Annotated in this window: 13 protein-coding genes; 5 read left to right on the top strand and 8 right to left on the bottom strand. The window is 68.5% G+C overall.

Translation table 11 applies throughout. The features are described from left to right. Nucleotides 1–84: 84 nt before the first annotated feature. The 4 genes from ACFE7F_RS00795 to ACFE7F_RS00780 form a co-directional block, all read right to left on the bottom strand. On the bottom strand, nt 85–558 hold the full coding sequence (locus ACFE7F_RS00795) for a GNAT family N-acetyltransferase (protein ID WP_375401931.1): 474 nt from the start codon (nt 556–558) through the stop codon (nt 85–87). Between the two features lie 2 nt (nt 559–560). Further along, complete coding sequence (tsaB, locus tag ACFE7F_RS00790) at nt 561–1,190, bottom strand: tRNA (adenosine(37)-N6)-threonylcarbamoyltransferase complex dimerization subunit type 1 TsaB (RefSeq protein WP_375401930.1); 630 nt, start codon at nt 1,188–1,190, stop codon at nt 561–563. Between the two features lie 158 nt (nt 1,191–1,348). Then, nucleotides 1,349–1,942: a malonic semialdehyde reductase gene (locus ACFE7F_RS00785; RefSeq protein ID WP_375401929.1), complete on the bottom strand. Its 594-nt coding sequence runs from the start codon at nt 1,940–1,942 to the stop codon at nt 1,349–1,351. Then, nucleotides 1,942–2,514, bottom strand: a complete 573-nt coding sequence (locus tag ACFE7F_RS00780; protein WP_375401928.1) for a NifU family protein — start codon at nt 2,512–2,514, stop codon at nt 1,942–1,944. The genes ACFE7F_RS00785 and ACFE7F_RS00780 overlap by 1 nt, the downstream gene beginning before the upstream one ends. Nucleotides 2,515–2,623: 109 nt before the next feature. Here ACFE7F_RS00780 and ACFE7F_RS00775 point away from each other — a divergent pair, with 109 nt between their 5' ends. Next, nucleotides 2,624–5,527: a M16 family metallopeptidase gene (locus ACFE7F_RS00775; protein ID WP_375401927.1), complete on the top strand. Its 2,904-nt coding sequence runs from the start codon at nt 2,624–2,626 to the stop codon at nt 5,525–5,527. Nucleotides 5,528–5,717: 190 nt separating this feature from the next. Here the strand turns inward: ACFE7F_RS00775 and ACFE7F_RS00770 are convergent, their stop codons facing one another. The 4 genes from ACFE7F_RS00770 to ACFE7F_RS00755 all read right to left on the bottom strand — a co-directional run bounded on the left by ACFE7F_RS00770 (nt 5,718) and on the right by ACFE7F_RS00755 (nt 10,713). After that, the gene (locus ACFE7F_RS00770; protein WP_375402022.1) at nt 5,718–6,005 is read right to left on the bottom strand and encodes a GIY-YIG nuclease family protein; all 288 of its coding nucleotides are present in this window, start codon (nt 6,003–6,005) and stop codon (nt 5,718–5,720) included. Nucleotides 6,006–6,154: 149 nt separating this feature from the next. After that, nucleotides 6,155–7,945 (bottom strand): AMP-dependent synthetase/ligase, encoded by a 1,791-nt coding sequence (locus tag ACFE7F_RS00765; RefSeq protein ID WP_375401926.1) that lies wholly within the window; start codon nt 7,943–7,945, stop codon nt 6,155–6,157. Between the two features lie 34 nt (nt 7,946–7,979). Next, nucleotides 7,980–9,641 (bottom strand): gamma-glutamyltransferase, encoded by a 1,662-nt coding sequence (gene ggt / locus ACFE7F_RS00760; RefSeq protein ID WP_375401925.1) that lies wholly within the window; start codon nt 9,639–9,641, stop codon nt 7,980–7,982. A 40-nt stretch (nt 9,642–9,681) separates the two neighbouring features. Then, nucleotides 9,682–10,713, bottom strand: a complete 1,032-nt coding sequence (locus tag ACFE7F_RS00755; protein ID WP_375402021.1) for a quinone-dependent dihydroorotate dehydrogenase — start codon at nt 10,711–10,713, stop codon at nt 9,682–9,684. Nucleotides 10,714–10,852: 139 nt separating this feature from the next. Here ACFE7F_RS00755 and ACFE7F_RS00750 point away from each other — a divergent pair, with 139 nt between their 5' ends. The 4 genes from ACFE7F_RS00750 to sufC are packed head-to-tail and all read left to right on the top strand — an operon-like array spanning nt 10,853 to nt 14,131. Beyond that, complete coding sequence (locus ACFE7F_RS00750; protein WP_375401924.1) at nt 10,853–11,290, top strand: SUF system Fe-S cluster assembly regulator; 438 nt, start codon at nt 10,853–10,855, stop codon at nt 11,288–11,290. After that, nucleotides 11,290–12,786 carry a Fe-S cluster assembly protein SufB gene (gene sufB, locus ACFE7F_RS00745; RefSeq protein WP_375401923.1) on the top strand — a complete coding sequence of 499 codons (1,497 nt, stop codon included), beginning with the start codon at nt 11,290–11,292 and terminating at the stop codon, nt 12,784–12,786. The genes ACFE7F_RS00750 and sufB overlap by 1 nt, the downstream gene beginning before the upstream one ends. Next, complete coding sequence (locus ACFE7F_RS00740) at nt 12,786–13,259, top strand: DUF29 domain-containing protein (RefSeq protein WP_375401922.1); 474 nt, start codon at nt 12,786–12,788, stop codon at nt 13,257–13,259. Before sufB ends, ACFE7F_RS00740 begins: the two co-directional genes overlap by 1 nt. After that, nucleotides 13,259–14,131, top strand: coding sequence for a Fe-S cluster assembly ATPase SufC (gene sufC / locus ACFE7F_RS00735; protein WP_375401921.1), 873 nt, complete (start codon nt 13,259–13,261; stop codon nt 14,129–14,131). The genes ACFE7F_RS00740 and sufC overlap by 1 nt, the downstream gene beginning before the upstream one ends. Nucleotides 14,132–14,285: the final 154 nt, after the last annotated feature.

The raw sequence follows: 14,285 nt of genomic DNA, 5'->3' as shown, positions 1-14,285 counted from the left end.
ATCCGGTCCGATCAGGTTGACCGGGGACATACGCGCTCGGGCTTGTTGCGAAAAGCGCTATCGATTCGCAATAAGCCCGGGCGGCTAAGCCGGAACCGCCAGGCTGTAGCTGTGCGCGTCGTGGAGCACGCCGTCGACGCCCCGGTAATAGCCGCGCCGCTCGCCGACCTTGGCGAAGCCGTGCCGGCGGTAGAGGCGCGTCGCCGGGTTGCCGTCGCGCACCTCCAGATGCAGTTTAACGCAGCCGCCGACGGCCGCTTCCTCGACCGCGGCGCGGAGCAGCGCGTCGCCGACCCCGTGACCGCGGTGCGCCGGGGCGACCGCCAGCAGCAGCAGTTCCGCCTCGTCGAGCACGCGCCGCGTCATCGCGAAGCCGGCGGGCTCGTCGTCGACGTCCGCCATCAGCAGCGCGACGCCCGGCAGCGCCATCACGCCCAGGCACTGGTTCCGCGTCCAGGCCTCGCCGTAGCGAGGGTCGAACGCTCCCCTCATCAGCGCCTCCACCGCCGCGATGTCCCGCGCGTCGGCCAGGCGCAGCGCTAGGGCGCGCGTCGCCATTTTCAGGTTTCCGCGATCCCTGGCGCGATCTTGGCGTCGGGTGCGCGACCGTAGAGCGGGCGCGGGGACAGCGCGGCGAGTTGGGGCGGCAGCCGCCACGCATCGCCCGCGTCGGGCAGCGTTTGGGTCACGTCGAGCACGGGATCGACCGCGAGCAGCCGCGCCGCGCCGGACCCGAAGGCGGGAAGCCCGTCCAGCCGCACCACCGCCGCCTGCGGGGTCAAGCTGGCCAGATCGCCGAGCGGCAGGAGGGTTGCATCGAAGATCTGCATGAAGACCTCACCATGTCCCCCTTCCAGGACCGCCGCAACCCGCCGGAGCTCCGGCCGCGCGGCCAAGGCAGCGGCCGCGACCAGCGCGAGCGAGGAATAGCCCGTAACCGGCATGCCCCACCCCAGCGCCAGCCCGCGCGCCGCGGCGATGCCGACGCGGATGCCGGTGAAGCTGCCCGGTCCGCAATCGACCATGATCCGCGCCGCGCGACCGCCCCCCGGCAATTCGGCGATCATCGGCACCAGCCGCTCGGCGTGCCCGCGCCCGACGATCTCATGCAGCCGAGCGACGACGTGGTCCCGCTCGATCAGCGCGACCGAGCAGGCGGCCGTTGCGGTCTCGATAATTAAAGTAAGCATCTGAGGAGCATACGCGCTTGAGCTACCCGCGCCACGCTTCTGTCACCCCGGACTTGTTCCGGGGTCCATCGTTGTGCGAACCCTGATGTCGCTGGCTCCGCACAGGGATGGATGCCGGAACAAGTCCGGCATGACGGGTTAGGGGGCAGGGCAGCAATCTAAACGACGCGGTTGAACTTCTCGAACGCCGGGCGCGGGCTCCGGTCGAAGATCGTCGAATGGTCCGCGTAACCCAGCGTCGAGATGTAGTTGACCGTGACCCGTGGGCAGTCGGCGAAGAACTCGCGGTCGACCGCCGCCGCGTCGAACCCCGACATCGGCCCGGTATCGAGCCCCAGCGCCCGCGCCGCCATGATCAGGTATGCGCCCTGCAGCGTCGAGTTGCGGAACGCCGACGCCTCGCGCGCGGCCTGGTCGCTCGTGAACCAGCTGCGCGCGTCGGCATGGGGGAACAGCTCGGGCAGATGCTCGTGGAATTCCAGGTCCATGCCGATCACGACCGACACCGGCGCGGCGCGGATCTTGTCGCCGTTGGTGCCGCTCGCGCAGGCTGCGAGCCGTTCCTTGGCGTCCGGCGACACGCACCAGACGAAACGGGCAGGGCTCTGGTTGGCCGAAGTCGGACCCATCTTCACCAAGTCGTACAGTGCGCGAAGCTGCTCCTCGCTCACCGGTTCATCGGTGTAACCGTTGGCCGAGCGCGCGGTACGGAACAGCCGGTCGAGCGCGGCGTCGGGAAGCGGGGCCTGCATCAGACCGCGCGCACTTCGGTCACTTCGGGGACGTAATGGCGCAGCAGCTGCTCGATCCCGTTCTTGAGCGTGGCGCTGGACGACGGACAGCCCGCGCACGCGCCCTGCATCCGCAGATACACCTTGCCCTTGTCGAAGCCGCGATAGACGATATCGCCGCCGTCGTTGGCCACCGCGGGCCGGACGCGCGTGTCGATCAGCTCGCGGATCTGCGCCACGATGTCGGCGTCGGCGGGATCGTCCACTCCCGCATCCTCCAGCGGGACGCTGAACCCCGCCGCGCTCCCCTGCCGGAACAACGGCATCTGCGCGGTGAAATGGTCGAGCAGCAGCCCCAGGATGTCGGGCTTGAGCAGCGTCCAGTCGGTCCCCGGCGCGGCCGTCACCGATACGAAGTCCGACCCGAAGAACACCCCCGTCACATCGCCCAGATCGAACATCGCCTCGGCCAGCGGGCTCGCTTCCGCCTCCTCGGGCGTGGCGAAGTCGCGGGTGCCGACCTCCATCACCGTCCTGCCGGGCAGAAACTTGAGCGTTTGGGGATTGGGGGTGGGCTCGGTTTCGATGAACATGAATAGCCATGTGGCGCGGCGGCGGGCGGGGATCAAGCGAGGTACGCCACCGCGCTCGATCGGCTGCAAGTCTGGCAGCGTTCATCTTGGTGCGCTACATGGCTGCGATATGGCGTTCCCCCAGCGCGTGCTCCGCGTCTCGCTCCTTTCCATCCTCCTCGGCTTCGGCCTTCCCGCCACCGGGCAGGAAGCGCGTCGGCCCTTTCAGCCCCTTGCGCCGCAGGCCGCGCCTCCGACGGCCGCAACCCCGCCCGGCGTCGATCCCGCACCCTGGCTCTATAAGGGATCGGACATCACCCCCGATCCGGGTTGGTCGTTCGGGACGCTTCCCAACGGCGTGCGCTACGCCGTACGCCGCAACGGCGTGCCGCCCGGCCAGGTCGCGGTGCGCGTCCGCATCGATGCGGGCTCGCTCTACGAGACCGACCGCGAGCGCGGCTTCGCGCATTTCCTGGAGCATCTGAGTTTCCGGGGATCGCAATTCGTCCCCGACGGCGAGGCCAAGCGCGTGTGGCAGCGTCTGGGCGCGACCTTCGGCTCGGACTCGAACGCGCAGACCACGCCGACGCAGACGCTCTACAAGCTCGACCTACCCGGCGCGACGCCGACGGGCCTCGATGAGAGCCTGAAGATCATGGCCGGGATGATGGCCGCGCCGACGCTGACCGACGCGAGCGTCTCCGCCGAGCGCCCGATCGTGCTCGCCGAACAGCGCGAGCAGCCCGGGCCGCAGGTCCGCTTCGGCGACGCGATCCGCTCCACCTTCTTCGCGGGCCAGCCGCTCGCGGAGCGTTCGCCGATCGGGTCGGTCAAGACGCTGGAGGCGGCGAACGCCCGGGGCGTCCAGGCTTTTCACGACCGCTGGTACCGCCCCAGCCGCACGGTGGTGGTGATCGCGGGCGACATGGACCCGTCGGTCTTCGCGGCGGGCATCGCCAAGTATTTCGGAAGCTGGAAGGGCATCGGCCCCGAGCCGCGCGATCCCGATTTCGGGCGTCCCGACCCGTCCAGGCCCGCCACCGCGACGCTCGCCGAACCCGGCCTGCCCCCGGTCGTCGCCACCGCCACGATCCGCCCCTGGACCTACCGCGACGACACGGTGATCTTCAACCAGCGCCGGATGGTCGACACCATCTCCGGCCGCGTCATCAGCCGTCGGCTGGAGCAGCGCGCGCGGGGCGGCGGCAGCTTTCTCCAGGCGAGCGTGACGCTCGACGACGTGTACCGGTCGGGCAACGTCACCTCCGTCAACATCGTTCCCGTGGGCGACGATTGGGCCGCGGCGCTCAAGGACGTGCGCGCGGTGCTCGCCGACGCGGCAGGGTCGCCGCCGACGCAAGGAGAGATCGACCGCGAGCTCGCCGATTACGACACGGCGCTGCGCACCCAGGTCGAGACCTCGCGCGTCGAGCCCGGCGGGCGTCAGGCCGACGACATCGCCGAGGCGCTGGAAATCCGCGAGGTCACCACCTCGCCGGACACCTCCTACCGTATCTTCACCGACGCGCGCGCCAAGGGTATGTTCACCCCCGCCGCCGTGCTCAGCTCCACCAAGCGGCTGTTCGAGGGCGTGACCCGCGCCGTCGTCAACACCCGCACCCCCGACCCGACCGCGCAGGCCAAGCTCGATGCGGCGCTCAAGGCCGATGTGAACGGCCTGGCGGGCCGGCGCCGCCAATCGCGCAGCGTGACCTTCGCCCAGCTGCCGGCGCTCGGGAGCCCCGGCACCGTGGCGAACCGCGGCAAGGCGCAAGGAATCGAGCTGGAGACGGTCGTTTTCGGCAACGGCACCCGCCTGCTGCTCTTCCCCAACACGGGCGAGACCGGCCGCGTCTATGTCCGCGTTCGGTTCGGCGGCGGGCGCAACGCGCTTCCCCTCGACCGCGCCACCCCGGCCTGGGCGGGCGAGCTGGCGCTGGTGTCGAGCGGGATCGGCAAGCTCGACCAGAACGACCTCGAGGCGCTGGTCGCTGGTCGCCGCGTCGGCTTCGATTTCGACATCGGCGACGACGCGTTCTCGTTCAACGCGCTGACCAACCGCGCGGACCTCGCCGACCAGCTGCGGCTGTTCGCGGCCAAGCTCGCCCAACCCGGTTGGGACCCCGCGCCCGTCAACCGCGCGCGCGCGGTCGCGCTCGCCGCCACGCGCGGCTACGATGCGTCGCCGGACGGCGTTATCGGGCGTGAGCTCGAAGGGCTGCTGCGCGCGGGCGATCCTCGTTGGGCCGCGCCCACGCCCGAACTGATCGCCAAGCTCGACCCCGCCGCGTTCCGCGCCTTGTGGGAGCCGCTGCTCAGGAGCGGCCCGGTCGAGGTGTCGGTGTTCGGCGACACCACCGCCGATCTCGCGATCGACGCGGTCGCGCGCAGCTTCGGCGCGATGGCGACCAGGGGCGAGACGCCCGTGCCGCCCAAGCCGGTGCGCTTCCCCGCCCATAACGCGTCGCCCGTCACCCGCACGCATAGCGGCCCGGCCAACCAGGCGGCGGCGGTGATCGCCTGGCCGACCGGCGGCGGGATCGAGGGCATTGCCGAGAGCCGCCGTTTGGACGTGATCGCGCAGATCTTCTCCGACCGGCTGTTCGAACGCCTCCGCCAGGCGGCGGGCGCGAGCTACAGCCCGCAGGTGTCGAGCCAGTGGCCCGTCGGCCTGCCCGGCGGCGGCCGCCTGATCGCGGTCGGCAACGTCACCCCCGACCGCGTGCCGTTCTTCCACCGCATGGCCCGCGAGATCGCCGCCGACCTCGTCGCCACGCCGGTCGCCGACGACGAGCTGCAACGCATCATGCGGCCGATGACGCAGTATATCCTGCGCGCATCGAGCGGGAACCAGTTCTGGCTCCAGCAGCTCGGCGGCGGCGCGTTCGACCAGCGCCGGGTGGATGCGACCAAGCGCATCGCGGAGGATTACGTGACGATCACCCCGGCGCAGCTCCGGGAGACCGCGGCCAAATATCTGCGGCCCGACCGCGACTGGACCTTCGCCGTGCTGCCGAAAGCCGGAGCGAAGTAGGAGAAGGGAGGGGAGGCTCGGTAAGGGGAAGTCGCATTGGCAGCGCAACAACTCACCCCAACAACATTTCGTCACCCCAGCGGAGGCTGGGGTCTCCCTCCAAGAGCGCGCCGCCCGAGCAACCAGACCCCAGCCTTCGCTGGGGTGACAGGAAGGAAGCTGGCGATGAATAAGCGTACCACAGGCTAGCTCACGCGATCAGGTCGAACAGATCCAACCACTCCGGGTTGGTCTCCTCGATCAACCGCACCTTCCACGCCCGTTTCCAAGCTTTCAGCGCCTTCTCCCGCGCGATCGCGTCGGTGATCAGCTCGTGCGGCTCGGCCAGCACGAGCTTGTCGATGCCGTACCGGCGGCAGAAGGCGGACCCCTTACCCGTTCGGTTCTGGTCCACCCGCTGGGCGAGATACGCGGTCACCCCGACATAAAGGATGCCGTTCGGGCGATTGGTCATCATGTACGTCCAACCGCCTCGCATCACCTTCGCCCTCTCACAGCCACCCGTCACCCCAGCGTAGGCTGGGGTCTCCCACCGGGAGAGCACCGTATCCGCACCGCGAGACCCCAGCCTACGCTGGGGTGACGGGTAAAAAGTGCGCGTACTTGGTCGCGCCGCCAAGTCACCCCCTACCCCCGGTACAGCCCGTTCAGCCTTACCCCGTACACCTCCTTCAGCACATGCCGCCGAATCTTGAGCGACGGCGTCATCTGCTCGTTCTCGATCGTGAAGGGCTCGTCGGCGATCACGAAGCGGCGGACGCGTTCGATCACCGACAGCTCCTTGTTGACCCGCTCCACCGCCGCCGACAGCGCGGCGCGGTAGGTCGGGTTTTCCGCCAGCGACGTGAAGCTGCACGGCGCGCCCCCGGCGGCGCAGAATTGTTGCGTCCATTCGGGATCGGGCACCAGCACCGCGACCATATACGGCCGGCGGTCGCCCGCGATCATCGCCTGCGCGATCTCGGGCTGGAGGGTGAGCATCCCCTCCACCTTCTGCGGCGCGACGTTGTCGCCCTTGTCGTTGACGATCAGGTCCTTCTTGCGGTCGGTTATCTTCACCCGCCCCGCCACGTCGATCACGCCGATGTCGCCGGTATGGAGCCACCCGTCCTTCAGCACCCGCGCGCTCTCAGCGTCGTTACGCCAATATCCATGCATCACGAGCTCGCCCCGGCACAGGATCTCCCCGTCCTCGGCGATCCTGACCTCCGTGTTCAGCAGCGGCGGGCCGACCGTGTCCATGCGGATGCCTGCCTTGGGGCGGTTGCACGAGATGATCGGCCCCGCCTCGGTCTGGCCGTAACCCTGTAGGACCAGCACTCCGATCGAGTGGAAGAATACCCCGACTTCCGGATTGAGCGGCGCGCCGCCCGACACCATCGCCTTCAGCCGCCCGCCGAATCGCTTGGCGATCTTGGGCTTGAAAACCGCATCTACCAGCAATTTGGTCGCCCGGTCGGTGATCCTCAGCATGCCGTGATAGTCGCGCCCGCCCACATCGAGCGCGCGGGCGAGCAACCAGTTCGACAGCCTGCCCTGCTTGGCGACGCCCTTGCTGATCCGTTGGTGCAGCACCTCGAACAGGCGCGGCACGACGAACATGATCGTCGGGCGAACCTCCTCCATGTTGGCGGCGAGCTTCTCCAGCCCCTCGGCGTAATAGATCTGCCCGCCCATGCCGATCGGCAGGAACTGCCCGCCGGTATGCTCGTAGGCGTGGCTGAGCGGCAGGAAGGACAGGAACGTCTCGTCCTCCACGATCCCCAGATCCTCGCCGATCGCATCGACGCACGCCGCCGCGCAGTGCAGGATCGCGCCGTGATGCTGCCGCACGCCGCGCGGTGCTCCGCCGGTACCGCTGGTGTAGATGATGCAGGCCAGGTCACCCCGCGCGAAGTCGGCGTGCGCCTCCGCTTCGGCCGGCTTGGTCGGGTGCCGGTCGATCAGGTCGCGCCAGCGGTGGAAGTCGGTACCTGTCTGCGCCACGCGCATCTCGTCGATGCCGATCACGATCTGCGGCTCCGACGCGCGCAGGATGGTGGGCATCAACGCCTTCGCCAGTCTGGCGGTGGACACGATCACGGCGCGTGCGCCCGAATTCTCGATGACGTGCGCATGGTCGCGCTCGGTATTGGTGACGTAGGCCGGGACCGTCACCGCGCCCGCTGCCATGATGGCGAGGTCGGAGATGCACCATTCGGGCCGGTTCTCCGACACCAGCATCACCCGGTCGCCGTGCGCGACGCCGATCGCGGTAAGGCCAGCCGCCAAGCTCGCCACCTGCCGCGCCGCTTCCGTCCAGCTGGTGGACGCCCACACGCCATCGACCTTCCGCCACAGGAACGGCTTGTCCCCGCGCTCCCGCGCCCGCGTGAAGAACATCGTCACCAGGTTGGGAAATGGCTCCAACTGCCGCATCACTCTCTCCCGCGTCCGTTTCGCCGAACGTCGATCACTCGGTCAGGGCCGTACCCACGCTGCGGGGATCGGCCGCGCCGCGCCAACCGGTGGACGTCCGCTCGGCCGCGTTCGCCTTCAGCCCCAATTTGCCTACCACGACTTTGTGACCCAGCCGCTCGAAGTCGCCCTTGAGCCCGACGCGGGCGGTACCCTCCTCCAGGATCACGCCCTCACGCCCGAAATATACGAGGCCTTCGCCAAGCGCCTCGCGCGCGGGCAAGCCCCAGTCGAGATGCGCGATCAACGCCTTGGCGACCTGCATGATGATCGTCTTGCCCCCCGCCGCGCCGACGGTGAAGACGGGCTTGCCGGACGCGTCGTAGACGATCGTCGGCGACATGGACGACAGCGGCCGCTTGCCGCCTTGCACCCGGTTGGCGACGGGTGCGCCGTCCCGCTCTGGCGTCCAGGTGAAATCGGTCAGTTCGTTGTTGAGAATATAGCCGTTGGCGACCAGCTGGCTTCCGAACGGCCCCTCGACCGTCGAGGTCATGGAGGCGACGTTGCCCTTGCCGTCGACCGCAACGAAATGCGTCGTCCCCGCCACCTCCCGCTGCATCGCCGGGGTGCGCGCGGGCGCGCCGGGTGGATTACCTGCCGGATAAGCTCCGAGCGCACGCAAGGGAGAAATCAGCCCCGACCGGCGGCGCAGATACGCGCGGTCGATCAGTCCCGCGACAGGCACGCTCACGAAATCGGCGTCGCCCAGATACTTTTCGCGATCGGCGTAGGCGAGCTGCATCGCCTCGGCGAGCAGGTGCCACGATTGCGGCGACGCGGGTCCCAGCGCTTTCAGATCGAACCGCTCGAGCATGCCCAGAATGCCGAGCACCGTGGTCGCGCCCGACGACGGCGGCCCCATGCCGCAAATGCGCCACACCCGGTACGGCGCGCAGACCGGCGCGCGCTCCTTGGCGCGATAGCCGCTGAGGTCGACGGCCGTCATGTCGCGCGGCGAGCCGACGCTGCCGTTTGCCGCCGCGAGCAACGCGCGGGCGTTCTCGCCGGTGTAGAAGGAGTCCGGTCCATCGGCGGCGACACGGCGCAGCAGGGCCGCGAGCATGGGATTGCGCACCGTCGCACCCTCGACGACCGGCGCGCCGCCGGGCGCGTATAGCGCGGCCGTGACAGGGAAATTTGCCCAGCGCGCGGCCCCGCTCGCCGCAGCACCCGCCAGCGGCCGGGTCACGGCATAACCGCCCTCCGCCAGCCGGATCGCGGGCGCGAACAACCGCGCCCAGGGCAAGCGCCCCCACTTTCTGGTCGCCATCGCCATCAGCCGTATGTTGCCCGGCACGCCCACCGACCGACCGCCGCCGACCGCCTGGGGGTAGGAGAGCGTCTTCCCATCCGGCCCAAGGAACCGCCCCGGCGTCGCCGCGCGCGGCGCGGTTTCGCGGCCGTCGATCGTCTCCAGCTTGCCGCCAGCCGTATGGTGGACGAGGAATCCGCCGCCGCCGATCCCCGACGATTGCGGCTCCACCACCGTCAGCGCCAGCATCATCGCCATTGCCGCGTCGGTCGCCGAGCCGCCCTGGCGCAGGATCTCGCGTCCCGCCTCCGTCGCGCGCGGATCGGCGGAGGTGACGACTCCTTGCGCAAGCGCCGGCAGGGGCAGCAGCAATGCACAGAGCGCGAGAAGATACCGGATCATCGCATGGACCCTAGCGACGCGCCGCACGCGCGCAAGCCGGTCACCGGGCGTCGGTGCCCACTGCATCCGCGACGGTCCCGAACCCGTCTCGTTCGAGCAGTACGTCCAGCTCCCGCGCGATCCGCCGGAGCAGCCCGGGCCCGCCATAGACCAGCCCTGTATAAAGCTGCACGAGGCTCGCCCCCGCCCGGATGCGGGCATAGGCCTCCACTCCCGTGTCGATTCCGCCCGCCGCAACAAGCGGCATCCCGCCCCCGGTCGCGCGCGCGAAGTCGGCGAGCCTGCATGCGGCGAGCTCGCGCAGCGGCCGCCCCGACAACCCGCCCCCTTCCGCCGCCCTTGGCGAACGCAAGGATGGCCGCGTCACCGTGGTGTTCCCCACCACCAGCGCATTCACGCCCCGGTCCACCGCCGCCCGCGCGATGTTCTCCACCTGCGGCCAGTCCAGATCGGGCGCGATCTTCAGGAACAACGGCGTCGACCCCCGCGCCTCCACGCAGGCCGCGAGCAGCTCGTCAAGCGCCGCTCCATGCTGCAGGTCGCGCAAGCCGGGCGTGTTGGGCGACGAGATGTTCACCGTCACGTAATCCGCGACCCGAGCCGCCGCGCTCACCCCAGCGACATAGTCCGCCACCCGGTCGACCGCGTCCTTGTTCGCACCCACATTGATCCCGAGCACGCCCGCGCGCTTCGCCCTCCGCGCCCGCGCGAGCCCCGCCGCCACCCCACCATTGTTGAATCCCAACCGGTTCACCACCGCCCGGTCCTCGATCAGCCGGAACAGCCGTGGCCGCGGGTTGCCCGGCTGGGGCAGGGGAGTGAGCGTCCCGATCTCGACGGCACCCGCGCCCAGGCCGAACAGCCCGGTGATCGCGTGCCCGTCCTTGTCCACCCCCGCCGCGACCCCGACCGGATTGGGAAATGCCACCCCCGCCACCGTGATCGCCAGCCGCTCCGACCGCGCCGGCCCGCCCGCGCCCACGCCGCGCCACGCCGCCAGCCCGGCGATCGTCAGCTGGTGCGCCCGCTCGGCGGAAAGCGCGAACAGGAGGGGGCGGAGCGGGTGCGTCATCGCCTTGCCCATCGCACCGCCACGCGAGCCCGTCAAAGCGCGCTGCTAACGACTCGCAAACGGTCGCCGCCGGTTGACGCGCCCCATGCCCGCGACCATCTGTAATCCGACCGATATACTCCGATTTGAGAACCGTTCCGTGCGCCTATCCAGCCTAGCCGATTACGCGATCGTCTTGATGTCCGCCGCCGCGCGCAAGTGCACCGCGGCGCCGCTCAACGCGACCCTGCTCGCGGCCGAGACCGGCGTGCCGCTCCCCACCGCGCAGAAGCTCGTCAGCCGCCTGTCCGCCGCCGGGTTGCTCACCAGCGCGCGCGGCACCGGCGGCGGCTTCCGCCTCGCGCGGCCGGCGGCGGCGATCAGCTTGGCCGACATCGTCGAGGCAGTGGAGGGGCCCATTGCGCTAACCACCTGCGTCGACGACCACCGCGACCATTGCGCGCTCGACCATCATTGCTCGGTCAAGCCGCATTGGGGCGTCGTCAATCAGGCCGTCCGCTCCGCGCTCGACAGCGTCACCCTGACCCATCTTTCCCAGCCCGCGCAGTCCGTCATGCGCCCCAAGGTACTAGCATAATGGCCACCAAGAACGCCGAAGCCTACGCCGCCGTCGCCAAGACGTACGAGTGGGGCTTCTCCTCCGACATCGAACAGGATTTCGCGCCCAAGGGGCTGTCGGAGGACACCGTCCGCTACATCTCGGCCAAGAAGAACGAGCCGGAGTGGATGCTCGACTGGCGGCTGAAGGCGTTCGCGTTGTGGCAAACGATGGAGCACCCGGATTGGTCGAAGCTCAACGTTCCGCCGATCGATTACCAGAACGCCTATTACTATGCCGAGCCCAAGGCGAAGCCCAAGCTCGGCTCGCTCGACGAGGTCGATCCCGAGATCCTGCGCGTTTACGAGAAGCTTGGCATCCCGATCCAGGAGCAGAAGATGCTCGCGGGCGTCGAAGACGGGGACGTCGGTGCGGAGGAAGGCGCGGAGCCCAAGCGCCGTGTCGCCGTCGACGCGGTGTTCGACAGCGTCTCGGTCGCGACCACCTTCCGCAAGGAGCTGGAGGCCGCGGGCGTCATCTTCCGTTCGATCTCCGAGGCGATTCGCGAGTACCCGGATTTGGTCCGCAAATGGCTCGGTCGTGTCGTGCCCCAGCGCGACAACTACTTCGCCACGCTCAACAGCGCCGTGTTCAGCGACGGCACCTTCGTCTACATTCCCGAGGGCGTTCGCTGTCCGATGGAGCTGTCCACCTATTTTCGCATCAACGCGGAGAACACCGGGCAGTTCGAACGCACCCTGATCATCGCCGACAAGGGCAGCTACGTCTCTTATCTCGAGGGCTGCACCGCTCCCATGCGCGATGAGAACCAGCTTCACGCCGCCGTCGTCGAGCTCGTGATCCTCGACGACGCCGAGATCAAATATTCGACCGTCCAGAACTGGTATCCCGGCGACGAGAACGGCGTCGGCGGCATCTACAATTTCGTCACCAAGCGCGCGCTATGTCAGGGCAGGAACGCGAAGGTCAGCTGGACCCAGGTCGAGACCGGCTCCGCCGTCACCTGGAAGTATCCATCTTGCGTCCTTGCGGGCGAAGGCAGCGTCGGCGAGTTCTATTCGGTCGCGGTCACCAACAACCGTCAGCAGGCCGACACCGGCACCAAGATGATCCATCTCGGCAGGAACACGAAGTCGACCATTGTGTCCAAGGGCATCAGCGCGGGCCGCTCCGACAACACCTATCGCGGGCTGGTGAGGGTCGCCCCGACCGCGGAGGGCGTCCGCAACTTCACCCAGTGCGACAGCCTGCTGCTCGGCGACCAGTGCGGCGCGCACACCATCCCCTATATCGAGGTCCGCAACCCGTCCGCGCAGATCGAGCACGAGGCGACTACCTCCAAGATCAGCGACGACCAGATGTTCTACGCCATGTCGCGCGGGCTGGATTCGGAGGCGGCGGTCGCCCTCATCGTCAACGGCTTCGCCCGCGAGGTGTTGCAGCAACTTCCAATGGAGTTCGCGGTCGAGGCGCAGAAGCTGCTGGGGATCAGCCTCGAGGGGAGCGTTGGGTGATGGCGACGCAACTGTACGAAACCGACTTCTACGGCTGGACTCAGGAACAGGCGGTCAAGCTGCGGGCTTTGCTGGTCGAGCGCAGCAACCTCGATCTCGATATCGAGAATATTTTGGAGGAGATCGATAGCTTGGGCCGCAGCGATCACCATCAGTTGATCAGCCGGTTCGAGGAGATCGCGATCCACCTGCTGAAATTGCACTATTCCACGATCTTGGAATGCGAGAATACGTGGAAGAACTCGGTGCGGGGGCAACGCGGGCGCATCGCCAGGCTGCTCCGGCGGAGCCCATCGCTCAAGCCGCGGCTCGGCGAAGCGTTGAGCGAGGGCTACGAGGACGCTCTCCGCCACTTCAGTAACGAGAAGTTGATCGAGCTTTGCATGCCGGAACACCTTCCCGGTTCGTCGCCCTTCGGGGTTGAGGAATGCCTGACGGACGAGTGGTGGCCGGAACTCCGAGGACGCAATTGATGCTGCACATCACGGACCTTCACGCCGAGATCGACGGCAAGGAAATCCTGAAAGGCCTGACCCTCATCGTGAACGCGGGCGAGGTGCATGCGATCATGGGGCCGAACGGCGCGGGCAAGTCGACGCTCGGTTATGTGCTCGGCGGTCGTCCCGGTTACGAGGTCACGGGGGGAAGCGTGATGTTCCGCCCCAACTCCGTTCGCCCTGAGCTTGTCGAAGGGTCGTCCTTCTTGACTGCCGGTGGCGGAGAGAAGGACGATGCTTCGACAAGCTCAGGGCGAACGGATATGGGTGCGGCCATTCCCGCAAAGGACGAGTGGATCGACCTGCTCGAACTCGCCCCGCACGAGCGCGCGGCGGCCGGGCTGTTCCTCGGCTTCCAGTATCCGGTAGAGATCCCCGGCGTCTCCAACGTCCAATTCCTTCGCGAATCGCTGAACGCCCAGCGCGCGAACCGCGACGAGAAGCCGCTGTCGGGCGCCGAGTTCCTCCGCCTCGCCCGCGCGGAGGCGGCTAAGCTCGACATGGACGCCGAGATGCTCAAGCGCCCCGTCAATGTCGGCTTCTCCGGCGGCGAGAAGAAGCGCAACGAGATGGTGCAGATGGGCATTATAGCCCCCAAGCTCGCGATCCTCGATGAGACCGACAGCGGCCTCGACATCGACGCGCTGCGCATCGTCGGCGACGGCATCAACCGCATCATGCGCGCGGCCGACAAGGCGGTGATCCTGATCACCCACTATCAGCGCCTGCTCGATTACGTGGAGCCGGACTTCGTCCACGTGCTGGCCGACGGCCGCATCGCGCGCACGGGCGGCAAGGAGCTGGCGAACGAGCTCGAGGCGCAAGGCTACGGCGCGGTGGCGGCGTGATGGGCGCGATCTCCACGATGAGGCCGCAGGTAAGCCCCTCCTCTTCAGAGGAGGGGTTTGGGGAGGAGAACGCCGCCAACCGAGTGAGCACCGGATCCCCGCCCTCAAGCAGCGACCTCCTCCCCAACCCCTCCTCTGAAGAGGAGGGGCTAGC

Origin of the sequence: uncultured Sphingomonas sp. (assembly GCF_964235535.1) — a bacterium.
Lineage (GTDB): Bacteria > Pseudomonadota > Alphaproteobacteria > Sphingomonadales > Sphingomonadaceae > Sphingomonas.
This window is presented reverse-complemented; position numbering and strand designations above follow the sequence as displayed.